Below are 23,319 nucleotides of genomic sequence, written 5' to 3' on the forward strand. Positions count from 1 at the left end.
TTTTGACAACCCTATACTTATTTGATTGATATTGTGTTAAAATAAACAGAGACTGATAGATGAAAGGATTGTCATCATGACAGAAAAAAAACTACCCATCAAAGAATATCCTAGAGTAAAAAAAGAAGCTATTTATAGCCGCCTTATATTCTTGCTAACGGCCGTTACAGGAGCTATTCTATCCTTTATTTTGGTCTATTCAAAATCTAGGAATCTAATCTTTGAAAATGTTTCAATTGGTTTAGTTGTGTTTGCAGGTATTGTTATATCAAGGCCGTATTGGACAAAAAAGAAACAATACGAGAATCAGTATCCAGAATTGAAAGGAATGTCTACAAGAGGTGCTGAAGCTTCTGGGAATTTTTGGGGAAGACATCTGATTGTATATCCAGCCATTCTTGTTTATATGGTTTGGGCCTTTTTCGCCTATCATCATCCTGTTCAAAATCAGGAGATAGTAGATATTGAACTTCCAGCGATTAGTACAGAATCTGAGTATAGTTTAGATTTTCCAAAATCGGATAGTTCAGCCAGCACCGGCGACAGTCAGGGGGATAATCAATCAGATGCTTCGTCGGTCGGACAAGAGGAAGAGGTCAATAAATGAATAAAAGAAAACAAATTATTTTAGTGATAGCTGTCTTACTAGTAGCTTTCTGTAGCTTTGTCTATCTAAAAAAACAATTCTTTTCTCCTTCCAAGCCAAAGGAAGACTCCAGAAAGGAAACTCTTGTATTTGATTCTTCGCTGAAAGATATTACTCTGACAGATGATGGGCGCTATGTCTTAGTTAGTCCTAAAGATTCAAATTTGCAACCCAATGATTTAACACTTACAAGAAATTATGTAGTTTCCTCATTTATATCATATGATCAAACCTATTCTAAAGAATATAAAAAATTATCTAGTAAGCTCACAGCATTCGAAATTTTAATCTATGATCTGCGTAAGAAAAATTTTGAAGAAAAGCGTATAGACCTCAAAAAGACTGTAGAGAAATATACTTCAGAGTATAGCTTGATAGATGATGGATCTATGGAAAATATAGGATATGGGATTTATCATGATAATATAGACTACTTAGAAATTTTTGTCTCTAAAAAAGATAATGTAAAAGAAAGAAAAAAACTATTGTTAAATCTGGAAAATGGGAAATTGACAGAGCTTAGTGAAGCTATGGAAGAGGTGATTCTCGCACAAAATAGTTTCCCTTCCCTATTCAGAACCAATCTCGATGATATTCTATATTTTAATGGATTTTCAGACTTAAATTATTTAACTTATATTAATGATAAAAAGGAAAACGAGATTGGGCAGGATATTAATCTTAGCCGTGAATTTCCTGACTTGGTAAAGCGTTTAAAGAAAAATAGAGTTACAAAAATTCAGTATCGTAGAGGCTTGGTTTCTCCTGCAGATTACTATGAAGATCTTCGGCATTGGTTTGCGCCAGTTGGTCAGGATAAGCTAGATATAGTCGCAAAGGATTATGAAACGAACGAAGAAACCCCTTTAAATAATTACCAAGAATTCATTGATTGGTCCAAAGCGGAAGCTGAAAAATCACAGGAAAGGATAAAAGCAAATGGGAAAAAAGAGACGGATTAATACGACTCAAATTTACGAAACATCTGTTCGGTTAAATGTGGCAACTATGCCAGGAGCTCAAAATAATGTTTTTTAGAAAGTAAAATGATGAGGTTGATTTTCAAGAATTAATAGACCATCAATTTAACCCGGAAAATTTTGAATGTCAAAACCTTCAATTAATTGAAGGTGTATTTCTAAGATGAAAACAAAAAAGAAACGAGAGAAAAATGACCAAAGAAGAATATTTGATTTTAAAGAAAGAAGCGAATCTCCGCTTGCTCTTCATCATATTGCTTGTGATTTTAGGAGCTGTTTTATCACTTGTTATGATTGCAAATCATTCTCCATATCATAGTTTTATGTCTATTTTTACAATTACGATGTTTGGACTTAATTTTGGGTTTCTATTTCCTTGTTGGCAACGCAAAAAAGCAATCGAAGCTGAGCATCCTGATTGGAAGAAAATTAAGGGAAAAGACATAAAGATTTTAGGCGAAAATCTTTTAAAATCTGTTTCGATATTTCTTGGCACGGGGCTTGTTCTCATTGTTTCTTTCTTTTCGCTTTATAGGCCAGTTGTGACAAAGCCATTTATTATCATTGATCCTAAAGTATATGAAAGCATTGAGAATCATGAGCCAGCCCAATCCTCAACAGAGATATTAGAAGAATCGTCTGAACAGCAAAATACAGAAGCAACTTCTTCTTCATCGTCAGACAGCTCTGCTAATAGTAAAATCCCGAACAGTAGTATGTTAAAAGAAGTTCAGAAGCAATTTCTCGAAGATCTTCATAAACAACGTGAGGAAGAAAATCAGAATAATAATCAATAAGGCTGTGAATAAGTTGAAAATTCATTAACCTAAAAGAAGGTGAGATATGGCCGTAGGAGGATAATAAATGACTTTTAGAGATACATTGACTACAAAAGATAGAATACTAAAGTTAATTGATTTTGAAAAAAGAATAATAAATGAAAAGCAAAAAGAAATTAATGGTTTAATTAAGGATACGGAGGAAGGAGTTCAAAGATACAAGCTAACAAATGACGAAGTTATTGCAAATATCAAGGGGACGATTAATGTATTAACCGAAGAAATACTAGTTGCCACCTATACAGCTGGTTATCCTCTTGAAGATTTTAAGGAGGAATATATTAACTTTGTCAACAGTCTGCTTCCAGTTTGGCAGAGCAATTCTGGCTATCTTCAAATGGTTTGGGTCCTTTCTATTGGGATTCTTTTGGAGATTAATGATGAGATTTTTGATCAGCTAGTTGATTTGGTCAAAAAGGATGATCCAGAGGATTATTTGATTGATTACTTGATTCAGTCTCGTCATCCAGATTGGAAGATTCGGATAAACTATAATTTTCCAAGACCTTATGGCTTTACTCGGAAAATTATTGAAGAAGAGAATGCTGAACAGGCACTCAAACTGCTCAAAGAATATGTAACTAAGAAATGGTATCCAGGACATAGGGATACAGGTTGGTATGACTTGCATAAAGCAAATATTGATAATTATTATGGTTACTGGTCCTTTGAATCTGGTGCTCTCTGCAAACTCAAGGGCTTGGATTACAAAGAATTGGAAGGTGTCCCGTATTTCCCTTATGATTTGGTTGCTGAGGGTGCAGAAGTCTAAAGTATACTAAGAGATAATTAAGTGATAGCATTAACGATTTACAGAAATATTGACTATCTCTATTAAAAATTACAAATGAAACTAAAAATAAGGAAGGTTTTAAGATGTCCCAAGAGAAATATTTACAGGTTAAAAAGGAGTATAGAATTCGTCTTGCTTTAGTGATTTTCCTTTTCATTTTATTTGCCATACTAGATTGTATGCTAATAATTAGTTCTTCCAGATTTATCCCATTTTTAGCAACAGCCATGGCGTCTGTCATACCAGTGAATCATTTTCTGCTTGTTCCTTTTTGGCAACAGAAAAAAGCGATGGAAGAAGAGCATCCTGAATGGAAAGAACTTAGTACAAAAGGAGTAAAGATTCCTGCGGTAGATGCTAATAAAAGGACATTAGCAGGTATCAGTGCAACTTTAGCTTTGCTTCTCTCCTTTGCAGTATTCTATAGACCTGTTGAGCAGCAGAAGATTAATTATAAAGAGCTAAATGATGCACTCAAGGTTAATGAGGGAACATCTACCACATCTACCACATCAACATCTTCTATGTCTAATTCGTCAACTGCCATTGAAGAAAGTGCTCAAACGGAAAGCTCCAGTAGTGATAATAGTAACTCTCATTACCATATCCCTGGAGCTGATGACGAGACGATTAAGAAGGTGGTTGATAAATCCTTACAAGACTTGAGGCAGCAAAATTCTGGAGAACAGCAAGCAGAATAGAAGGAGGGAAGAAAATGAGTGATGCTAGTTTAAAAGCACAAATTGACAGTGATAAAGCCAACAAGTCTATGTTCCGTATTACGAAGAAGCGGTTAAAGGTCATGTAGATAATCCGAAATGGTAGGCTGATCCTGATGCATCTAGGATTGTCGCTGGAGAAGAGTTGAAGAAAGCGCGCTCACATTATCAACAGATGCTTAGAAAAGGTGAACTGCCAAAAGGATACAATAGACAAGGGTTGGCGTTTGGTGGTGAGAATGTTCCGGAAAATATTCAATTTACTGGAGAAACAACGATTAGACATTCAGAATTAGAAAGATAAGATACTAGTTTTTATCATGAAAATGGTTATGGTAAAAAGGATCAAAGGTATTGAAAATACATCAAAGAGAAGTGGACTATATGTATTTGGAAATAATCCAAATCATACTGAAGTCACTAATTTCCAAGATGAAGTATTGAGATGGCAAAGACAGCAAGGTTTAAGATAGGAGCTTGATAGATGAGTGAAGTATTACTGCCTGGAATTTGGTATGGCGAGGTAAGCCAATTAAGTTTGGATGAATTAAAGAATAGCTTGCTTTCGGTACAAGACGAGCGTGAGTGCATACTGTTAATTGTTGAAATAATGAAAAAGGGAGATTTTTCCGTTAAAAATCTTTTAATTGATTTAATGAATCAAACAGAAGATGAAGCTGTGTTAAATTTATGTATCAGATTATTTTGCTCAGTGTGTACAAATGATGATTTAAAAGATGTTAATAATTTTCGTTTTTTAGATTCTGTATCGGAATTTGGAGCTTTTACATTCGTTACTGGTGCAGTTGAAACAATGTCATATCAAGTTATTCCATATCTTTTGACGCTGTGGCAAGAATGGGAAGATTCTGATAATGATTTAGAAATTGCTATACAGGATGCGTTGGATTCTTTTCTCGAATATCGCTCGGTTTTATCAGAGAACGCAACGTTAGAGGAAGTAGGAAATCTATATATAGATGTAGTAAAAACTAAAAACTTAGATTGTTATTATTATAATACTTCTCTTGCTTTTCCTGGTTTGTTTACACAAGAAATTATGACTGCTCTACACATCGCTGCTCAAAAGAAAGAAAAATATCATTTATATCTTCAATCGTCACTTTTGTCTATCTATTCGGGCGAAAAAGTTCCAGTTTACACTAATGTTGTAATTTCAAGAGATGAAATTGATTTAATGATTAGTTATATTGATCGTCTAATCAAAAAACATTGGGTAGAAGGCATGAAGTATTTTTATGGTCATCCTGTTGAAAACTAGAAGTGTTGGAGAAAAGATTGTAAAATATTTTATCCCGAAATCTTTTACTAGAGGCTGGTTCGGATTATAAATTGAAAAATAAATCTGGGAAATCGTGTCTAGACTATGCGGAAGAATATTCTTGGAGAAGTAGTCTGCTTGATATTATAAAGGAGTATGAAGATGGTAGAAATTAATAACAATGATTTTGGTGGTTTCGTTGTTTCAAACAATATTCTTGATGGAAAAGCTATTCGATATTCCTATCGTGAGAAATCTGCTATCCCCCAATTAAATGGTTGGACACTTTTATCAATCGAAGATGATGAAGCTTACCTAGCTAATTCAAAAAATTTCACAATTTTAGGAGCAAATAGCATTGTAAAAATTGCTCCTGTTATGCTGGAAATTTTTGAAGCTCCATGCGGTACAGACTTATGCTGGCTATATGAGGAAGGCGTTCATGTAGGATTTTATGATTTGGTGAGAGATAGAGAAACAACTATCGAGGAAATCATTAGCTGAATATAGCAATGATGGAGGAAAACTAATGAGGAAACAGGAATTATTAGATTTTTTGAAACATAATAGTAGTAAAGTGAAATATTATCCTGTACACTTAAATAAAAAGGTTTTAGAGCAGTTTGCGATAGGTTATTATCAGGATTTAAGTGCAAATAGATTTATAGTGTATGAGGTGACTGAACGTCAACAGTTACATGAAAAAGCTAGTTTTGAAAGAGAAAAGGATGCTATTGAAGAATTATATGAGATTGTAAAGTTTAGATGTAGGATTAAAAGTATCCCTATTCAGTTAGATGTTTCAGAAATTGATGCAATCGGAACGAGTGATACAGACTTGGAACTTTTATTAATAGATGGTAATCTTTGGCTTCCAGATACCGAAGAAGAACATCTGTTGAAGCTTCAAGAAAAGCTCAACAACTACATCTACTTCCTCGAAAACAAGCAGTATGTGGCACGATACGGCGATAGCTTTAATAAAAAAGTCATCCATATCACATTCCAGTATTCTCCATCTGACAACGGTTTGGCCTTTCTCGCAGCTGTTCAGAAAGTGTTACAACCTACAGATATGAGCTTGAAGGTAGAATTGCCAGAGTGAGAAAAAACCACAGAAATTCCTCGTGAATTTCTGTGGTTGCTTTTTTTACTCTTGATAGGAAACAATTCCGATGATGGTATCGACAGCGCATTCCATGGTTTCTAGGCTGACATATTCGAAGCGGCCGTGCATGTTCTCACCGCCGGCAAAGAGGTTAGGTGTCGGGATACCCATAAAGGAAATTTTAGAGCCGTCAGTTCCGCCACGGATAGGCTCGATGATAGGCTGGATGTCCAGACTTTCCATGACTGCTTTGGCGATATGGATAGGTGTCATGTCCTTTTCAATGACCTGCTTCATGTTGTAATACTGGTCTTTGAGGCTCAGGATAACGCGCTCGCTGCCCAACTCTTGGTTCATCTTGTCAGCAATAGCCTGCATAGCAGCTTTGCGATTTTCAAAAGCCTCTGTCTCAAAGTCACGGACAATGTAGCTAGCATGAGCTTCTTCGACAGTCCCGGTCAGGTTCATCAGGTGGTAGAAGCCTTGGTAGCCCTCGGTCTTCTCTGGTCGGTCGGTTTCTGGCAGCTGGCTGTGGAAGTCAATAGCCAGCTGGAGAGCATTGACCATCTGGTCTTTAGCAGTTCCCGGATGGACATTACGGCCTTGGAAGGTCAGTTCTGCTCCAGCAGCGCTAAAGGTTTCGTACTGGAGTTCCCCTAGTGGTCCACCATCCACTGTGTAGGCAAAGTCCACATCGAAGTCTTCAGCATCAAACTTATCAGCCCCGATACCGATTTCCTCATCTGGTCCAAAGCCAACTCGGATTTCTCCATGCTTGATTTCTGGATGGGCAGACAGGTATTCGATAGCAGTCATGATTTCAGCAATACCTGACTTGTCGTCTGCTCCCAAAAGGGTTGTTCCATCAGTCGTAATCAGAGTTTGGCCCTTGTATTTATGGAGACTGGCGAAGTCCGCAGGATCTAAGTTAAAGCCAGATTGTCCTAGCGGAATCACACCGCCATCATAATTCTCAATGACCTGCGGCTGGATGTTCTCTGCGTTGAAGTCTGCTGTATCCATGTGGGAAATAAAGCCAATCTTGCGGGTAAAGCTAGGGTCATTGGCTGGCAGAGTTCCAATTGCAAAGCCGTTGGGCAGGTAGTAGACATTTTCCAAGCCGACCCGCTTCATCTCAGGAATGAGGACATTGTTGGCAAAGTCCACCTGACTCTGGGTGCTGGGTGTAGTTGTAGATGTCTCGTCTGAGCGCGTGTTGACCTTGACATACGTCAGGAAACGATCTAAAAGATTAGGATATTTCATAAATGCTCCTTTTTCATTTCATTTAAATCTATTTTAGCATATTCAGGGGAGAGTGAGAAATGTTTTTCGTTTCTTGGGTATAAAGGCAAAATCTAGCAATTAGTTTTATATCTTGTCAAAATCTGGTAAACTATATCTATGCAAATGGAAAAAACAATCAGCAAAGCTGTGATTTTGGGGGCTTCGGGAGGTGTAGGTCGTCAGCTGGCTAGAGAACTGGCTCAAAGGACAGACCAGCTGGTCTTGGTTGGCAGAGATGAAGCGAAGCTCACTCAGTTGCAAGAGGACTTGTCTGGAGTTAGAGCTAAGCTTTCCTGCAGAGTTTTGGATTTGCTGGATGCGGCTGCGGTAGACGATTTTGCTCAGCAGCTAGAGGCAGATCTACTGATTAATTGCTGCGGTGTGGCGAATTTTGGTCCAGCGCTATCTCTTTCGGAAGCTGCTGAAAATGCCCTCTGGCAGGTCAATTACCAAGCACCGATTCGGCTGATCAAGCAAGTTGCGGAGCGCAATTGCAAGATAAGACTTGTCCAGCTTTCATCACTAGCGGCACTTTGTCCCCATCCTTATCTGGCAGCTTACAGCGCCAGTAAGGCCGCTTTGCAGACTTACTGTCTAGCCTTGCAAGAAGAGATGCGCCTCAAAGGCTCTGAAATGAGAGTTTGTCTTTATATACTGGGACCGGTTCGGACTGCCATCTTTCCTCCAGAGCTGCAGGATGCTTTGGGTGGTGATCAATTACAGATGAGTCCAGTTATAGCGGCACGGCGCATCATTAGACTGCTCCAGCAAGGCCGTTCCTATGCTATAGTGGGCATGAGATATCGACTACTGGCTTGGCTCATGAAGCTACTTCCGCAAAGATGGATTATCCGTTTGATTGGCGCATATCTACGAAAGGGGCTTTGAACATGAAATTTATTTTTTCCCTGCTGGCTGCTGCCTATTTGCTTCTCTTTATCTTGCGTTGGCTCTTGTCTTTGGCTTATTTGAAAAAAGGGCAGAGCTCTTCATCAGACTTTCAAGAGGAGCTTTATACGGTGGTCCAGCCCATCCTATCTGGTGACCCCCGTTTGGAAAATGATTTACTAGCCAATCTCCAACAGACAGAAGCAGTTGAGTTTTACTGGCTGATTGATCAGTCTGACTCAGAGGCGCAGCGAGTGGCTGACAAGATTTGTCAAAATCCTTCCTATGCCCAGCGCATTCGCGTTTTTCTCATGGAGGATGTCCCTCAGGGGATTAATCCTAAGAGTTATAAGATTGAGCAGATTATAGATGAGCTGACCCGGCCATATCTGATTGTTCTCGACGACGACAGTGTCATTGATTTTTCAAAAATGGGAGAATTGACAGACCATCTGGGTGAGAATGTTATTTTGACCGGTATTCCCTATAATCAGGAACGAAGCAATTTCTGGTCCAAGCTAGTGGCAGCTTTTGTCAATGGAAATTCTTTCGTTACTTATTTTACCATGGCAGAAGTCAAAGCCAATCACTCGATTAATGGAATGTTCTACATTCTGCCACTTGAACTAGCTAGGGAACAGAGGCTCTTCAGTGCTATTAAAGACTATCTATGTGATGATTTGGCTGTGGCTGATTTTCTGCGCAGCAAGGGAGTGGAGATTATCCAGACGCGGGTGACCTGTAATGTTCGGACTACTATCAAGGATGCCAAGCGATATTTGCTGCAGATGAAGCGTTGGCTGCTTTTTAGCTCTATCTATCTGAAGGAGCACTTGGACTGGAAGGTTATTATTTTAATTGCTCTGCCTAGTTTTCTGCCCCTTCCTGCTTTGCTCATCAGTTTCATTCTTAGCTGGCCTTTTGTGCTGCTGGCTTTGCTTTTGCTCTTGGTTAAGGCGGTTTGGATGCTGGCTTATCGTCGCCTTATCCTAACTACTCAACCGCATCCTGATGAAGTGTTTTACGAAGTGCTGAATGATTTACTCTTGCCTTTGCTTTTCCTCTATGTTTTGCTTAGTCCGCGGGTGATTAACTGGCGGGGAAGGAAGATTCGAGTGACGGATGGGAAAATCCGCTATGAGTAAGATGAAGCAGTACTTGGATAAGTTGGATGCTCTGTCGCTAGATCAAACCTTGATAGAATCTAGTAAAGTCTTGCTTTTTCTCAGTGGCAGCAGTCATTTGAACTGCGCTAGTCTGACAGCAGGACAGCTTGAGTTTCTTGAGCAGATTTGTCCACCAGATTTCTCAGTGGTGGCTAGCAATTTTCCGTTTAACCAGGGATTTGAGCACGGGAGACAAATCCAAGTTACCTTGCTGAATGCTTCCATTTCCAATATCCGTTACTATTGGCATACTCTCTACAATTCTCGCTTTCAGGAGGCTTTGCAGCGGCATTTATCTCCTTTACTGGATGTTGAGGAGGCTGTCATTATCTGCAAAAGCTCTGGACTCAATATGCTGACTCAGTGGCTGGAGGACTTGGGTGAGGAAAAGCTGCCCTTCAGACTGAGAGTGATTGCGCTAGGGCCTGTTTCACGGAGACTCCTAAATCGCAAGGATATTGACTTGCTGGTCATTAAGGGAAAGAAGGATATTTACAGTAGATTTCTAGATGGCCATCCAGCTGATGTGGTGGTGGATAGCAACCATTTTGATTATGAATACAGGGAAGATGTGAAAGGATTAGTTCATGACTGGATTAGAAAAAGTGATAAAGATTGATGTGATTAGTGTGCCATTTAGTGGGCATTTGCTGCCTACTTTGACCTTAGTCAAGCCTCTGCTGACGGATCCGCGTTTTCGGATTCGGGTCATCACTGGCTGCCAAAAGAAAGAGCTAGTAGAGGAAATTGGTTTTGACTGTCTGGCTCTCTTTCCAGAAAGACCGACAGTGATGGAAGACATCGCCAATACTCCGCAGCAAAGCAATCTTTTGATTGCCTATCAGCAGTTTCGGGCCAATTCCAGACTAATTCCAGAAGTTATAGATGAGTTAAATCGAATTTGGCAAGAGGGTGGTAAACCGGATTTGGTCATAGCGGATTTTGTTGCTTCCCCAGCAGGCCTGATTTCTGATTGCTTTGGCATCCCTTGGATAACCACGATTCCGAGTCCGGTTGCGATTGAGTGCCGGACGACAACGCCGACCTATTTGGGAGGATGGAAACCTCATCAGGGTGCCTTATACAAGTTCAGAGATGCCTTGGGCAGGCAAGTTATTCGCTGTGGAAAGAAAATGGCCTTTGCCTTGGTCCGGAAGAGTTTGGGAGACTATCAAGATTTTAAACTCTATCGGGAAGACGGCACAGAAGCTATTTATTCGCCTTACTCTATCTTGGCTTTGGGCATGAAAGAGCTGGAGTTTCGAGATGATTTTCCTAAGCATCTTCGCTGGGTTGGCTACAAATGCCTGTCCTTTGATCGTCTGCCTGAAGCACATGAGTCTTATTTTGAGACCGATAAGAAGCGGGTTTTAGTGACTTGCGGTACGCATTTGAAATGGGAGAAGGAGCGCATGGTGGAGCGGGCGAAAAAACTGAGCCTACTCTACCCAGATTACCTCTTTTACGTCACCTTGGGAGAAGCTAGTGGCTTGGGAAATGTTCCTCGCAAACTGGCGGAAAACCTGCTGCTCTTTGACTATCTGCCTTATACAGATATTCTGGATAAGATAGATTTTGCCATTCACCATGCGGGGACGGGTATCATGATGGCCTGTATTGAGCATGAGATTCCCAGTCTCATTTTGCCGCAGGATTATGATCAGTTTGATAATGCCGTTCGTGCTGAGCTAGCCCAAGTAGGGCTGGTAGCTCGTAGAAAGACCGATGCTGAAGTGCTGCGCATTTTTAAGGAATTGACAAATCGCCCGGACTGGTCTCAGTTGAAAACTCTTGCCCAGCAAAGCAAAGAATATCAGCCTACAGAAATTCTCTATCAAGAGCTGGGGCGGCTGCTTAAGGTTGATTTATAACTGGAAAACTCAACAAATCATTAAAGCATACTTCCAATATTAAAGTGTCTGAATTATTAAATTTTCCTATTCTTTTCAAGGAATAGGTTTTTTGGTCTATTCAAGTCTTTTTTAAGATGTTAAAATGAAAGTGATTACAAGAAAGTCGTTGGAAAGTCAACTTGGCTTTCTCGAAGTGACTGAAGAGGAAAGATGATGAAGAAAGCAATTCTAATGATGACTTTTGGCTCGCCAGAGGAGATTAGCTTTGAGGGAGTGGCTGAATTTTTTACCAACATTCGCCGCGGTGTCAGGCCGCAAGACCATGAAATTCAGACCCTCTATGATAACTATGTCCTCATTGGTGGAACGCCTCTGCAGCGTATCAGTCTAGAAGAGGTGGAAAAGGTCCGTCAGCGTTTATCTGGTGAGTATGCGGTTTATTTTGCCAATAAATTCTCACGTCCTTTTATCACAGATGTGATTGAGCAGATGGAAGAGGATGGTATTGAGGATTGTATCTGTTTGATTCTAGAGCCGCATTTTTCTTACTATTCTGTCATGGGCTATGAGAAGTTTATCCAGAGTGATTCCATCCGCTTTAATATCATTAAGGAATGGTATCAGGAAGAAGCTATTCTTGATTATTGGGCAGAGGAGCTGAGAAAGATTCTTACAGAAGAGGTTGGAGAAGAGACCTTCAAGATTTTCTTCTCAGCCCACAGTGTGCCTATTCTGGCCTTGGATTTCGGAGATCCTTACATTGATCAGATCTATGACAATGCCCGCTTGATTGCTGAAAGGTTAGGTCTGACAGAAGAGGATTATCTCAATGTTTGGCAGAGTGAGAGTGACATCGGACTCCCTTGGATCAAACCTGACGTTCTGGACTACATGCGCCAGCAAGAAACACATCCGCAGCATTATATTTTTGTGCCGATTAGCTTTATCAGTGAGCATATAGAGGTCCTTTTTGATAATGACGTGGAGTGCAAGGAACTTTGCGATGATCTGGGTGTTGCTTATCACAGACCGCCTATGCCCAATGCAGACGACCGGCTAATTGATGCCCTGATTCAAACTATCCGCCGCCATGAGCATGAACCCTTCAAAGAATGCTTTCCAGAAGAAGAAACCTTCGATGAATTACAGCCGTCGGAGGAGAGCAGCCAGATTCTTGCAGAGGATGAAGAGCTGAAAATGCCAGATTTCGTCAAGAAGCTGATTGAGAAAAAAGGGCGCGAGAATGTTAAGATGCCATATTTTGTCAAGAAAATGCTGGAGAAAGCAGGAAAGCTGCCCAAGAGCTGATTGTTCATATTCGTTGATGAGTTTATAGGATCATTCTAGAAGGAGAAAACCGTGAGACTTTGGCACCAAGATTTGATTGAAAAACTTCCGCGCCAGCAGCTTTTAGGCCAGCACCGAGAGTGCGCAGCCTTACGTGGACGAGGGTGGGGTAAGCCGCATGCGACGGTCAACTATGTTTTTGAGCACAGTCCTTATTGCCTCTATGCTTATCATCTCTTGATTATGGAGGAGATGCAACGACGGGGCTATCAGCCGGATAGCCTTTGGCTGGACAAGGAATACCGTGGCAAAACCTGCCCACCCTACCAGGAGTTGCAAGCTGAGGAGCTCGAACATCCCATTTATCCGGAGCATGACGCAGCCTATCTGCAAGAATGCCTGGAAAATCTCAAAGAGAAGGGGATAGATATTGTCTGATTTCCAAGTGCCAAGACGGCATAGTATTAAGGTTATAGAACAACAAAAAGGAAGATATAGTGCTCTTCCTTTTTTATATGTTTTTTGTGATAAAATACCAGTGACTTTTAGGAGCTCGAAATTTTTTAAATTTTCCGAGTTGTAATTATTGACATTACAATTCCGTGTGTTATAATTTTAGATGTAACAAAGAGCATTACAATAAAAATTTGTAACTTAAAAGGAGGAACATATTATGGCAAGCATTACAATTTTTGGACAAGGAAATATGGGACAAGCAATCGCAAGTGTATTCACTTCAGGTGGACATGAAGTTGATTTTGTAGGGAAAGAAGGTCTTACAAAACGTGCGGGTGATATTGTTGTATTGGCTGTTCCATACGCCGCAATTGCAAGCATTCTTGAAGCTAATAAAGCAGCGCTCGCTGGAAAAATCTTAGTAGATATTTCTAACCCTGTAAACTTTGAGAATATGGATGAATTGCTTACACCGGCTGGGAGTTCAGCAGCAGAAGAAATTGCTAAGTTAATTCCTGAAGCTCGTGTGGTCAAAGCCTTTAACACAAATTTTGCGGCGACAATTGCTTCGAAACAAGTCTCTGATAAAGAAAGAACAACTGTTCAATTGGCTTCGGATGACCAAGAAGCTAAGAAGATTCTTGCTGGATATATCCAAGAAGGTGGTTTAGATACGATTGATGCGGGCGAGCTCAAACGTGCTCGTGAATTAGAGGCAATGGGTTTCTTGCAAATAACACTTGCTGCACATGAGAAAATCAACTGGACAGCTGGTTTTGCTGTTATTAAATAAAGAAAAAAATAGCCTCAAAGCAGGCTAATTCTTAGACTGAAAACAAAATCCTCAGAAGTTTGACTTCTGGGGATTTATACTTTTATGAGTTCAAAATAAACTTCTCGATAGCTGTAGCGACCCCATTTTCCTCGCAGCTGTCTGTGACGGCATCGGCTAGGCTTTTGACATGATCTGAAGCATTGCCCATGGCTACACCGAGGCCAGCATATTCCAGCATTTCGATGTCGTTGTTAGCATCTCCGATTGCCATGATTTCCTGAGGATTGACGTCCAATTGTTTAGCCAATCGCTCTAGGGCAAAGGCTTTGGTTACACCAGATGGCATGGCCTCGTAAATGACCGGCTGGGAGCGAACACCGCTGAAACTCTGGCAGATTTCTTGGCCAAAGTCAGCTTCAAAAGCATCTACCTGCTCTTGGCTGCCTAAAAACATAGCTTGAAACATTCTGTGTTGACCGCTGCAAGCCTCTTCCAGACTAATCTTGGTTGGAGTGGTGAATACTAGGCTAGCATCATTCACGACATAGGAACTGGCTTTTTCTCCGACGACGAAATAATGCTCCTCATCAAAGAGAGTCAGCTGGACAGGGCTATTTTCAGACAGGCTGTAGAGATAGCGAATATCCTGACCGCTAAGCTCTTGCCAGTCCACCAAACTCCAGTCGCTGGTCTGATGTGTAGCGCAGCCATTGTCCACGATGACATATTCGTTTTCTTGTGCAAGGCCCAGCTTGTTGTAATAAGGCTTGACGCCGACCAAGGGACGACCTGTGCAAAGAACCAATTTGACCCCTTTCTCAATAGCTCGGTGCAGAGCTTCAATGTTAGCTTGGGGGATTTCTTTTTTGCTGTTGAGTAAGGTGCCGTCCATATCAAGTGCAAGAATTTTAATCATAAAGTGTCTCCAAAATTATTCTCTGACTAGTATAGCATAATTTATAGAGAAAGTCCGAGTCTATAGGAAAAATCACTGGTCTTGTGTTATAATAAATAGAATACCCTAAAAGGATGAGACAAATGAATTTAGAAGATTTGAAAAAACGTCAGGAGAAGATTCGCAATTTCTCCATCATTGCCCACATTGACCATGGGAAATCAACCTTGGCTGACCGGATTTTGGAGGCGACGGAGACAGTTTCCAGCCGGGAAATGCAGGCCCAACTTTTAGACAGCATGGACTTAGAGCGGGAGCGCGGCATTACCATTAAGCTTAATGCTATCGAGCTCAATTATACTGCCAAGGACGGTGAAACCTATATCTTCCACTTGATTGACACGCCAGGACACGTGGACTTTACCTATGAGGTATCGCGGTCGCTAGCGGCCTGTGAAGGGGCTGTTTTGGTCGTGGATGCGGCTCAGGGAATTGAAGCTCAGACCTTGGCGAATGTCTATCTAGCGCTGGACAATGACTTGGAAATCCTGCCAGTTATCAATAAGATTGACCTGCCAGCTGCGGATCCAGAGCGGGTGCGGGCAGAAATTGAGGACGTGATTGGGTTGGATGCAAGCGAAGCCGTGTTGGCTTCTGCCAAGGCTGGCATCGGAATTGAGGAAATTTTAGAGCAGATTGTGGAAAAAGTTCCAGCTCCGACTGGAAATGTTGAAGCACCACTCAAAGCCTTGATTTTTGACTCAGTCTATGATGCCTATCGTGGGGTAATCCTGCAAGTGCGGGTTATGGACGGCGTGGTCAAGCCGGGGGATACCATTCAGCTCATGAGCAATGGCAAGACCTTTGACGTGACTGAGGTCGGCATCTTTACTCCGAAAGCCATCGGTCGTGATTTCTTGGCTACTGGGGATGTTGGCTATATCGCGGCTTCTATCAAGACGGTACAGGATACCCGGGTCGGAGATACAGTGACCTTGGCGGACAATCCAGCAGCAGAGCCACTGGCTGGCTACAAGCAGATGAATCCTATGGTCTTCGCTGGTCTCTATCCGATTGAGTCCAATAAATACAATGACCTGCGCGAGGCGCTTGAAAAGCTCCAGCTAAACGATGCCAGTCTGCAGTTTGAGCCAGAAACATCTCAAGCCCTTGGTTTTGGTTTTCGCTGTGGCTTCTTGGGCTTGCTTCACATGGACGTCATTCAGGAACGTTTGGAGCGTGAGTTTAATATTGATCTGATTATGACGGCGCCATCCGTTATCTATAAGGTCAATATGACAGATGGGGCTTCAATTGATGTGTCCAATCCGAGCGAGTTTCCGGACCCGACCAAGATTGATTCCATCGAGGAGCCTTATGTCAAGGCGCAGATTATGGTGCCGCAGGAATTTGTCGGTGCGGTGATGGAGTTGGCCCAGCGCAAGCGCGGTGACTTTGTGACTATGGACTACATCGATGATAATCGGGTCAATGTCATCTATCAGATCCCGCTTGCTGAAATCGTCTTTGACTTCTTTGACAAGCTCAAGTCCTCTACTCGTGGCTATGCTAGCTTTGACTACGAAATCTCTGAGTATCGCTCGTCCAAGCTGGTTAAGATGGATATTCTCCTCAATGGCGACAAGGTGGATGCTCTCAGCTTCATTGTTCACAAGGAATTTGCTTATGAGCGCGGTAAGCTGATTGTAGACAAGCTCAAGAAAATCATTCCTCGTCAGCAGTTTGAAGTACCTATTCAAGCCGCTATCGGACAGAAAATCGTGGCTCGGACAGACATCAAGGCCTTGCGTAAGAATGTCTTGGCCAAGTGTTATGGTGGTGACGTTTCTCGTAAGCGCAAACTCTTAGAAAAACAAAAAGCCGGTAAAAAACGGATGAAAGCTATCGGTTCTGTCGAAGTCCCACAAGAAGCCTTCCTCAGTGTCCTGAGTATGGATGAGGAATAAAGTCTTATATCTCTAGGATATATCCCAAAAGGAGAAAATCATGAAACAATCGTATCTGCTTGGAGCAGTTCTGGTATTAACTTCACTTACTCTTGCATCGTGTGCCAAGTCTGGACAAAAGCCTGATCAATCTAGTTCTTCGACTAGTTTCAGTGCACAAGTGAAAAAGAATTCTTCAAATTCTTCTTCTAAAAGAAGCAAGAACAAAACCAATCAAGAAACAAAACGTGTTGGTTCTCCAGAGTTTGGTTATATCGATATCCCAAGTAAATGGATTAAATTTTTTGATGCAGAGGTTGAGGGACTTATCCAATATACCGACGGTTCTGCTTATAATATCGTTACCATGAATGCTGTTTCTAAGGCAGAAGCTGAAGTAGCAGATGGTGAGACTTTCAATGCAGAAACAATTGCTCAACATGTAGCCTATAATTGGAGTCAAAAAGATAATATTGAGAAGATGTGGGGCTCTAAAAGTACTGTCTCAGGAATAGAAGCCTTTCAAATAAACATCATTCTGAAATCGGGACAACTTGCTAATACATTGGTTTTCCAAAAAGATGACAAAGTCTATATACTATCCTTTGAAGGCGACGAAGAAACTCTTGATGATTTCATTACAAACATGAAAGATACTTGGAGTCTTGATAGCAAGGGAGCAGTCAGCGAATAATAGTTTAAAAAAACAAGAGGCCTATTTATTAAGTCTCTTGTTTTTTCAGTGTAGAAGCTAATTATGTTTCACAAAAAGATAGTAACAAATCAGAAAAAATGTTCGGCTACTATCAAATCTAAGTAAAAAGACTTACAAAAATTTGTAGGTCTTTTCTTGAAATCCGAACGTTAGGAAATCTTTTTTTGATTTTACTTGACATTTTCTAAAATAGGAATATGATAAAATGTGAACACTGTATAAGACAGACCTTATGCGTGTTCGAAAATAATAGAGCGTTGCATCCGTAAGTCAATTTGACACGGCTCTTAAAAAACAAAAGGAGAAAGAATGAATACTTATATCCAAAAGAAAATCGCAAACATGAAGCTGACGCTTTCTGAAATGTCTGGTGGCTATAAACGAATGGTGACTAGTATGAAGAAGCTCGGCTTTTCTGGTACCTTGAAACTTATCTGGGACGATTTGTTTGCTCATCGCAGTCTAGGTCAATGGGTTTATCTCTTGATTCTAGGGAGTTTTCCGCTCTGGCTGGAGCTGATATATGAACATCGCATCGTGGATTGGACGGGGATGATTTGCAGTCTGACTGGGATTATCTGTGTGATCTTCGTTTCTGAAGGACGGGCTAGCAATTACCTCTTTGGTTTGATTAATTCTGTGATTTACTTGATTTTGGCCTTGCAGAAAGGCTTCTATGGCGAGGTCCTGACGACTCTTTACTTTACCATCATGCAGCCAATTGGACTCTTGGTGTGGATTTACCAAGGTCAGTTTAAAAAAGAAAAGCAAGAGTTTGTTGCTCGTAAGCTAGATGCCAAAGGATGGACAAAGTATCTATCGCTCAGTATGCTTTGGTGGTTGGTCTTTGGCTTGATTTATCAGTCTGTGGGGGCTAATCGTCCTTATCGTGATTCAATCACAGATGCGACAAATGGTGTAGGGCAAATCTTGATGACGGCTGTTTATCGTGAACAGTGGATTTTCTGGGCAGCGACCAATATTTTTTCTATTTACCTCTGGTGGGGTGAGAGTCTTCAGATTCAAGGGAAATATTTGATCTATTTAATCAACAGTTTGGTCGGATGGTACCAGTGGAATAAGGCTGCTAAAAAAGCATAGTCCTATAAACGGAAAAGAAATCGGATGCGACAATGTCTCTCTTTCCTTTCGTCCTAAAAATATGGTAAACTAGTGTTAGTAAAATTTATTAGATTTAGGAAGGAATGACCATGAAAAAGAAGTACTTTCTGCTCTCCCTGATAATCTTAGCCGGTCTTTCCCTGTCTTCTTGTAGCCTTATCAGGAGCTATAGAAGTCGGAAACCATCTGATTCCTCTAGTCGGGTTTCCCTGAGAGATGACAGCGATACAAGTAGTAGCAGTCGTAAAGAAAAAGATTCGTCAAAGACTACTGGTACGCAGCGGGTCGGCTCTGATGATTATGGCTATATCAGTATTCCTGATAATTGGATAAAGTTTACAGACGTAGATGGTGGCGACAGTGTCCAGTATACGGATGGAAGTGGCTATAACATTGTCACGATGAACGCTTATACAAAAGAAAAAGCTAACATTGGAGAAGGTGAAGAATTCAACGCTGAAACCATTGCCCAACGTATTGCCTACCACTGGAAGGATAATAAGGAAGTTGATGATTTTTGGGGAGCAAAGAGTACCGTAGCTGGAAATGAAGCCTTTCAGATTAATGTTGTTTTAAAATCCACTCAAAACTTAACGGTTTGGGTCTTCAAACAAGGTGATAAAGTCTATATGATGTCCTTTGAAGGCGATGAAGATACTCTGTATGAGTTTATCCCCTATATCGAAGAAACTTGGAGCGTCAGCAAGGACGGCGGAAAAAACATTTAGCGATAGCATTTGATGATAACTCTCTAAGTTTATAAAAAGCAAATCTGGGACTGGTTCTCAGATTTTTTTGTGAGGTGGAATATGTCATATTTTTGGGGTTTGACAATATTTAAGAGCGCTCATTTTATGATATAATAAAAACAATTTGAATACAGAAAGAAAAATATATGACTCAAGAAATCGACCTTGAAAAGTACCATCAGTTAGCTCTGCAGAAGCAGAAAGAGCATCGAAAATTTTTAGCCAGTCTCAAGAAGAGACCACCAAAAAACCTTGATAAACTAGCCCAGCAAATCCATGATGAGGTCTTTGAGGAGATTGACTGTACAGCCTGCGCCAATTGCTGTAAAACTCTGGGGCCGGACTTTAAGGAAGCCGACATTGTCCGCATTGCCAAGTATTTCAAGATGAAGCTGCCGGCTTTTGAAGAGGAATTTCTGCAGGTGGACGAAGACGGTGACAAGGTTTTCAAGGCCATGCCTTGTCCTTTTTTAGGTGGAGACAATCTCTGCTCAATCTATGATGTCCGTCCCAAGGCCTGCCGTGAGTTCCCTCACACAGACCGTAAGAAGATTCATCAGATTAATCATCTGACAATCAGAAATACCCTGACCTGTCCAGCGGCTTATCTCTTTGTGGAGAAGCTGCGGGATAGGTTGTAAAATCCCCTATAAATCTTGTACAAAAATTCTAGGGCGGAAGTATCTTATATCTGTTAGACTATAGTTAGAATTGAACACGGCCTAAAAGTTGTGTGAAAAAGATAAAATTTTCTCGGAGCAGGAGCCCCTCCGCAAATTTTCCTATTTTCACTTTGCTTTTAAGAGCCTTAGTATCTTTTATGAGGTGAAAAAGAATATGATGCATCAATTCAATCGAACCATGGAATATCTGGAAAGCAAGTTGGACGCAGAAGTGGACTTGCAACAATTTCAGCAGCTATCGGGCTATTCTTATGCTCTCTTTAGCAGGCTCTTTTCCATCCTAGCAGATATGACTTTAGCGGAATATCTACGCAATCGCAGGCTGTCAGAAGCAGTGACAGACTTGCGGGAAAGCTCTGAGAAAGTCATTGATATAGCACTGAAATACGGCTATGAGTCTGCGGATGCCTTTAGCGCAGCCTTCAAGAAATTCCATGGTGCGACTCCCTCAGAAGTTCGAAATGGAAGACCTTATCGCGTCTTTCCTAGACTTCAATTATCCTTAAAGATTACAGGAGGAAAGAACATGGATATCAAGATTCAAAAGAAACCTGCTTTTACTGTGGCAGGCGTCCTATTGAAAGCTATTGACAATAGCCAGTGCCCATCCGCTTGGGAGCAGCTCTATGCAAATCACAGCTTTGAAAGCCTAGAGAGTCTGGGCAGTGGCCAATCCTTTGGCGTCTGCTCGGATGTCAAAGAAGGCGAAATCATCAACTATATGGCCGCTTATGATGTGAAGGATAAAGCTAAAGCAGAAGAACTAGGTCTGTCAATCAAAGAAATCGCAGAAGCTGAATATGCCATCGTACCAGTCAAGGGGGCTATACCAGCCAGCATCCACCATGCTTGGAAATATGTCTTGGAAGTCTTTTTTCCAGAAACTGGCTATCGCCACTCAGGAGCACCAGATTTTGAAGTTTACACCGAGGGTGATATGTACTCCCCAGACTATCAAATGGAACTCTGGATACCTGTGGTGAAATAAAATGGTGATTGCAAGTCATTTTTTAGGCGATGATTACAGAGGAGGATGATGCTATGCAGATGTATTTTGGGGACGTTTCTCTTTGCTATACATATTCACTTGCGATGGCGCTGCATTCGTATGGTTATGATGTTCGCCCTGAGTTTTTGGAAGCCATTATGGTAATGGGAAATGGCGCTAGTATTATAAAGGAAGATGAAAAACACCCCTTAGTCTTCTTTGATAATGGGATGCCAGACAGTTCTATCAGCCATTCTTTAAACATTCTGGGTTTTACATATGATGAATACTATATAAAGGATTCAAATGCGGTGAATCATATCTCTATCAGAGAGATCTTAAGTAAGTTCTTGCTCGGCGGACCAGTTGTTCTTGGGCCTTTGGACATGGGGTATCTGACTTATAATCCCAATCATATTCATTTGTATGGGGTGGACCATTTTGTTTCGGTTTATGATCTAGATGATGAGTTTATCTATTTCCATGATCCAGCAGGCTTTGCTTGTATGAAAATGACTTTCTCAGAATTTTCGAAAGCCTGGGAAGCTAAAAATATCGACTATAAAAGAGGTTCTTTCTCCATGTGGGGAAACTTTAAAAAAATCAAATCTCCTACTTCCAAAGAAGTTTACCAGAAAACATCTATACTGATGAAGCAACGATATGAGCACGGCGAGGAGAATGTGATAGCAAGATATGCTAAGTCAGTAGCGGAGAATGGCTTGAATGAAGAACAAAAACATCTTCATCAATACTTTAGTTTCAAATTAGCTTCTATCAGAAATCTATACATGAGCAACTTCTTAAAAGACCACGATACGGTCAGATCTGAACTAAAAGAAAATTTAGCAAAATTGTTTGGCCAAGCTCATCTATTTTGTATCAAGGAAGATTATCAAAAACTGTCAGAAGTCTTGTTTGATATTGCAGCGCTAGATAATAAATTTAGAGATTTGTGTATTAACTATAAAGAAGAGTAGAAGAAGTGAGAAAAACGAAGATGCTGTTTGGGAATGTAGCAGAATCGAAATAAGGGATAGCAGACTATCAGATGTACCTCTGGATACCAGTGGTGAAGTAGATTAGAAATCAGCCGTTTATTTTTGAGCGGCTGGTTATTTTAGTTATATATTTTGATAATTGTTTAGATTGTATCAAAGCTTTAAATCAAAAGAATTCTGCCAATGATCTTACACTTTAAAAAAACTTTTAACCGATTTTGACGAGATGCTATGGATATATAGTAGAACTGGTTATCATTGCAGTAAATAAATTAGTTGTCTTCACTTTAAAAAATGGTTTGGAATTTAAGTTTAATTTCTTGCTCAAATTCCTTTTGGATTCGATAAATTGTAAAATATAGTACAACAAAACACTCACAGAATCTCAGATAGTGTAAATTGTAAGTAACCACACCACCCCATACACAAGAAGATTCTATGAGCTACTATCATTTGACCATAAAGGAACGGATTAAGATAGAGACCTATCTGGATTAGGGTTGAATTTTTCCCAATTTTCACTAATATTGGTGTCCATCAATCAACTATCAGTAGAGAGATGAAACGTTTTCCAGAACAGTGTTCAGCTGAAAGAGTTCAAAAATCGTATGACGACTTCGCGAAACAAAAAGGGCGAAAAAAATTTTTACACAGAACTCAAAAAGGAAATAGAGACTGCTCTAAAAGCTTCATGGTCTCCAGAATAGATACAAGGTCGCTTTAAACTAAAGAATAGACAAATAGTGACCTTTAAAACCATTTACAATTGTATTTACAGTGGTGTGATTCAGGTTGAATTATAAATCTTAAGACGGAAAGTGAAGAATAGGAAGAATCCAGAAACTAGAGGGAAGTTCATAATCGGAACTCTTATTTTTAAATGTCTCAGAGAGGTTAAAAAGCGTGAAGTCGTTGGCAATTGGGAGTTAGATACATCGGTTTCCTCAAGAGGAGGCAGTAAAGGATGTTTGGCAATCTTTCTGGAGTGAAAGACTCGGTTTTATCTGGAATTCAAAATGCCAGACACAACAGCTAAATCCATGTTGTCAGCTATTGAACGATTTACAAGACGATTTTGTAAAGAGTTTCTAAAGACCTCTACTTCAGATATAGGAAAAGAGTTTGCTTGGTTACCTTTTAG

25 protein-coding genes and 1 pseudogene are annotated in these 23,319 nt (G+C 40.5%); 24 read left to right on the top strand and 2 right to left on the bottom strand.

Annotation, left to right across the window (positions count from 1 at the left end; translation table 11 throughout):
* Window positions 1–76 precede the first annotated feature (76 nt).
* The 10 genes and pseudogenes from O3621_RS02065 (at window position 77) to O3621_RS02110 (ending at window position 6,364) form a co-directional block, all read left to right on the top strand.
* Window positions 77–607, top strand: a complete 531-nt coding sequence (locus O3621_RS02065; RefSeq protein ID WP_314449120.1) for a hypothetical protein — start codon at window positions 77–79, stop codon at window positions 605–607.
* A complete protein-coding gene (locus tag O3621_RS02070) occupies window positions 604–1,608 on the top strand; it encodes a hypothetical protein (RefSeq protein ID WP_371513499.1) in 1,005 nt (334 codons plus the stop codon). Before O3621_RS02065 ends, O3621_RS02070 begins: the two co-directional genes overlap by 4 nt.
* A 209-nt stretch (window positions 1,609–1,817) precedes the next feature.
* On the top strand, window positions 1,818–2,423 hold the full coding sequence (locus O3621_RS02075; RefSeq protein ID WP_314450318.1) for a hypothetical protein: 606 nt from the start codon (window positions 1,818–1,820) through the stop codon (window positions 2,421–2,423).
* A 67-nt stretch (window positions 2,424–2,490) separates the two neighbouring features.
* A complete protein-coding gene (locus O3621_RS02080) occupies window positions 2,491–3,237 on the top strand; it encodes a PoNe immunity protein domain-containing protein (RefSeq protein ID WP_314450316.1) in 747 nt (248 codons plus the stop codon).
* Window positions 3,238–3,341: 104 nt separating this feature from the next.
* A complete protein-coding gene (locus O3621_RS02085; protein WP_314450314.1) occupies window positions 3,342–3,959 on the top strand; it encodes a hypothetical protein in 618 nt (205 codons plus the stop codon).
* A 163-nt stretch (window positions 3,960–4,122) separates the two neighbouring features.
* Window positions 4,123–4,281, top strand: a complete 159-nt coding sequence (locus O3621_RS02090) for a hypothetical protein (RefSeq protein ID WP_314450313.1) — start codon at window positions 4,123–4,125, stop codon at window positions 4,279–4,281.
* 180 nt (window positions 4,282–4,461) lie between these two features.
* Entirely contained in the window at window positions 4,462–5,259 is a 798-nt protein-coding gene (imm47, locus tag O3621_RS02095; RefSeq protein WP_314450312.1) for an Imm47 family immunity protein, read from the top strand.
* Window positions 5,260–5,300: 41 nt separating this feature from the next.
* A pseudogene (locus O3621_RS02100) lies at window positions 5,301–5,435 on the top strand (ankyrin repeat domain-containing protein); the annotation flags it as partial.
* Window positions 5,422–5,763, top strand: a complete 342-nt coding sequence (locus O3621_RS02105; protein WP_314450311.1) for a DUF2185 domain-containing protein — start codon at window positions 5,422–5,424, stop codon at window positions 5,761–5,763. The pseudogene O3621_RS02100 and the gene O3621_RS02105, both read left to right, overlap by 14 nt.
* Before the next feature lie 25 nt (window positions 5,764–5,788).
* Window positions 5,789–6,364 carry a DUF6572 domain-containing protein gene (locus O3621_RS02110; RefSeq protein WP_371513502.1) on the top strand — a complete coding sequence of 192 codons (576 nt, stop codon included), beginning with the start codon at window positions 5,789–5,791 and terminating at the stop codon, window positions 6,362–6,364.
* Between the two features lie 45 nt (window positions 6,365–6,409).
* On the opposite strand, the gene pepT is transcribed toward O3621_RS02110, so the two are convergent.
* Complete coding sequence (gene pepT / locus O3621_RS02115) at window positions 6,410–7,633, bottom strand: peptidase T (RefSeq protein ID WP_314450307.1); 1,224 nt, start codon at window positions 7,631–7,633, stop codon at window positions 6,410–6,412.
* A 138-nt stretch (window positions 7,634–7,771) separates the two neighbouring features.
* On the opposite strand from pepT, the gene O3621_RS02120 reads away from it, so the two are divergent.
* From O3621_RS02120 to O3621_RS02150, 7 genes are all read left to right on the top strand, one after another.
* Entirely contained in the window at window positions 7,772–8,542 is a 771-nt protein-coding gene (locus O3621_RS02120; RefSeq protein ID WP_314450305.1) for an SDR family NAD(P)-dependent oxidoreductase, read from the top strand.
* 2 nt (window positions 8,543–8,544) lie between these two features.
* The gene (locus tag O3621_RS02125; protein WP_172454726.1) at window positions 8,545–9,687 is read left to right on the top strand and encodes a glycosyltransferase; all 1,143 of its coding nucleotides are present in this window, start codon (window positions 8,545–8,547) and stop codon (window positions 9,685–9,687) included.
* On the top strand, window positions 9,680–10,327 hold the full coding sequence (locus tag O3621_RS02130; RefSeq protein WP_172454727.1) for a hypothetical protein: 648 nt from the start codon (window positions 9,680–9,682) through the stop codon (window positions 10,325–10,327). Before O3621_RS02125 ends, O3621_RS02130 begins: the two co-directional genes overlap by 8 nt.
* Complete coding sequence (locus O3621_RS02135) at window positions 10,296–11,579, top strand: glycosyltransferase (protein ID WP_111675713.1); 1,284 nt, start codon at window positions 10,296–10,298, stop codon at window positions 11,577–11,579. The genes O3621_RS02130 and O3621_RS02135 overlap by 32 nt, the downstream gene beginning before the upstream one ends.
* A 195-nt stretch (window positions 11,580–11,774) precedes the next feature.
* Window positions 11,775–12,869, top strand: coding sequence for a ferrochelatase (gene hemH, locus O3621_RS02140; protein ID WP_314450320.1), 1,095 nt, complete (start codon window positions 11,775–11,777; stop codon window positions 12,867–12,869).
* Between the two features lie 51 nt (window positions 12,870–12,920).
* Window positions 12,921–13,286: a TIGR02328 family protein gene (locus O3621_RS02145; RefSeq protein WP_111675715.1), complete on the top strand. Its 366-nt coding sequence runs from the start codon at window positions 12,921–12,923 to the stop codon at window positions 13,284–13,286.
* A gap of 235 nt (window positions 13,287–13,521) precedes the next feature.
* Window positions 13,522–14,097 (top strand): NADPH-dependent F420 reductase, encoded by a 576-nt coding sequence (locus O3621_RS02150; RefSeq protein WP_111675716.1) that lies wholly within the window; start codon window positions 13,522–13,524, stop codon window positions 14,095–14,097.
* 82 nt (window positions 14,098–14,179) lie between these two features.
* Here the strand turns inward: O3621_RS02150 and O3621_RS02155 are convergent, their stop codons facing one another.
* On the bottom strand, window positions 14,180–14,995 hold the full coding sequence (locus O3621_RS02155) for a Cof-type HAD-IIB family hydrolase (RefSeq protein ID WP_371513507.1): 816 nt from the start codon (window positions 14,993–14,995) through the stop codon (window positions 14,180–14,182).
* Between the two features lie 122 nt (window positions 14,996–15,117).
* Between O3621_RS02155 and lepA the strand changes: the two genes are divergently transcribed.
* From lepA to O3621_RS02190, 7 genes are all read left to right on the top strand, one after another.
* Window positions 15,118–16,941 carry a translation elongation factor 4 gene (gene lepA, locus O3621_RS02160; protein WP_227969477.1) on the top strand — a complete coding sequence of 608 codons (1,824 nt, stop codon included), beginning with the start codon at window positions 15,118–15,120 and terminating at the stop codon, window positions 16,939–16,941.
* A 40-nt stretch (window positions 16,942–16,981) separates the two neighbouring features.
* On the top strand, window positions 16,982–17,614 hold the full coding sequence (locus O3621_RS02165) for a hypothetical protein (protein WP_111675719.1): 633 nt from the start codon (window positions 16,982–16,984) through the stop codon (window positions 17,612–17,614).
* Window positions 17,615–17,944: 330 nt separating this feature from the next.
* Complete coding sequence (gene pnuC, locus O3621_RS02170) at window positions 17,945–18,736, top strand: nicotinamide riboside transporter PnuC (RefSeq protein ID WP_111675720.1); 792 nt, start codon at window positions 17,945–17,947, stop codon at window positions 18,734–18,736.
* A gap of 104 nt (window positions 18,737–18,840) precedes the next feature.
* Window positions 18,841–19,485, top strand: a complete 645-nt coding sequence (locus O3621_RS02175) for a hypothetical protein (RefSeq protein WP_111675721.1) — start codon at window positions 18,841–18,843, stop codon at window positions 19,483–19,485.
* Between the two features lie 167 nt (window positions 19,486–19,652).
* On the top strand, window positions 19,653–20,147 hold the full coding sequence (locus O3621_RS02180; protein ID WP_314450444.1) for a YkgJ family cysteine cluster protein: 495 nt from the start codon (window positions 19,653–19,655) through the stop codon (window positions 20,145–20,147).
* 196 nt (window positions 20,148–20,343) lie between these two features.
* Window positions 20,344–21,177: an AraC family transcriptional regulator gene (locus tag O3621_RS02185; RefSeq protein WP_314450446.1), complete on the top strand. Its 834-nt coding sequence runs from the start codon at window positions 20,344–20,346 to the stop codon at window positions 21,175–21,177.
* 53 nt (window positions 21,178–21,230) lie between these two features.
* Window positions 21,231–22,157, top strand: a complete 927-nt coding sequence (locus O3621_RS02190; RefSeq protein ID WP_111675724.1) for a DNA repair protein RadC — start codon at window positions 21,231–21,233, stop codon at window positions 22,155–22,157.
* The last annotated feature ends 1,162 nt before the right edge of the window (window positions 22,158–23,319 follow it).

Source organism: Streptococcus sp. 20925_1_22 (genome assembly GCF_041431685.1).
Lineage (GTDB): Bacteria > Bacillota > Bacilli > Lactobacillales > Streptococcaceae > Streptococcus.

Bases quoted from the DNA above. Each gene is read 5' to 3' on its own strand.
- O3621_RS02065 (WP_314449120.1), top strand. From the start codon at position 77: ATGACAGAAAAAAAACTACCCATCAAAGAATATCCTAGAGTAAAAAAA.
- O3621_RS02070 (WP_371513499.1), top strand. From the start codon at position 604: ATGAATAAAAGAAAACAAATTATTTTAGTGATAGCTGTCTTACTAGTA.
- O3621_RS02075 (WP_314450318.1), top strand. From the start codon at position 1,818: ATGACCAAAGAAGAATATTTGATTTTAAAGAAAGAAGCGAATCTCCGC.
- O3621_RS02080 (WP_314450316.1), top strand. From the start codon at position 2,491: ATGACTTTTAGAGATACATTGACTACAAAAGATAGAATACTAAAGTTA.
- O3621_RS02085 (WP_314450314.1), top strand. From the start codon at position 3,342: ATGTCCCAAGAGAAATATTTACAGGTTAAAAAGGAGTATAGAATTCGT.
- imm47 (WP_314450312.1), top strand. From the start codon at position 4,462: ATGAGTGAAGTATTACTGCCTGGAATTTGGTATGGCGAGGTAAGCCAA.
- O3621_RS02105 (WP_314450311.1), top strand. From the start codon at position 5,422: ATGGTAGAAATTAATAACAATGATTTTGGTGGTTTCGTTGTTTCAAAC.
- O3621_RS02110 (WP_371513502.1), top strand. From the start codon at position 5,789: ATGAGGAAACAGGAATTATTAGATTTTTTGAAACATAATAGTAGTAAA.
- pepT (WP_314450307.1), bottom strand. From the start codon at position 7,633: ATGAAATATCCTAATCTTTTAGATCGTTTCCTGACGTATGTCAAGGTC.
- O3621_RS02120 (WP_314450305.1), top strand. From the start codon at position 7,772: ATGCAAATGGAAAAAACAATCAGCAAAGCTGTGATTTTGGGGGCTTCG.
- O3621_RS02125 (WP_172454726.1), top strand. From the start codon at position 8,545: ATGAAATTTATTTTTTCCCTGCTGGCTGCTGCCTATTTGCTTCTCTTT.
- O3621_RS02130 (WP_172454727.1), top strand. From the start codon at position 9,680: ATGAGTAAGATGAAGCAGTACTTGGATAAGTTGGATGCTCTGTCGCTA.
- O3621_RS02135 (WP_111675713.1), top strand. From the start codon at position 10,296: ATGACTGGATTAGAAAAAGTGATAAAGATTGATGTGATTAGTGTGCCA.
- hemH (WP_314450320.1), top strand. From the start codon at position 11,775: ATGAAGAAAGCAATTCTAATGATGACTTTTGGCTCGCCAGAGGAGATT.
- O3621_RS02150 (WP_111675716.1), top strand. From the start codon at position 13,522: ATGGCAAGCATTACAATTTTTGGACAAGGAAATATGGGACAAGCAATC.
- O3621_RS02155 (WP_371513507.1), bottom strand. From the start codon at position 14,995: ATGATTAAAATTCTTGCACTTGATATGGACGGCACCTTACTCAACAGC.
- lepA (WP_227969477.1), top strand. From the start codon at position 15,118: ATGAATTTAGAAGATTTGAAAAAACGTCAGGAGAAGATTCGCAATTTC.
- O3621_RS02165 (WP_111675719.1), top strand. From the start codon at position 16,982: ATGAAACAATCGTATCTGCTTGGAGCAGTTCTGGTATTAACTTCACTT.
- pnuC (WP_111675720.1), top strand. From the start codon at position 17,945: ATGAATACTTATATCCAAAAGAAAATCGCAAACATGAAGCTGACGCTT.
- O3621_RS02175 (WP_111675721.1), top strand. From the start codon at position 18,841: ATGACCATGAAAAAGAAGTACTTTCTGCTCTCCCTGATAATCTTAGCC.
- O3621_RS02180 (WP_314450444.1), top strand. From the start codon at position 19,653: ATGACTCAAGAAATCGACCTTGAAAAGTACCATCAGTTAGCTCTGCAG.
- O3621_RS02185 (WP_314450446.1), top strand. From the start codon at position 20,344: ATGATGCATCAATTCAATCGAACCATGGAATATCTGGAAAGCAAGTTG.
- O3621_RS02190 (WP_111675724.1), top strand. From the start codon at position 21,231: ATGCAGATGTATTTTGGGGACGTTTCTCTTTGCTATACATATTCACTT.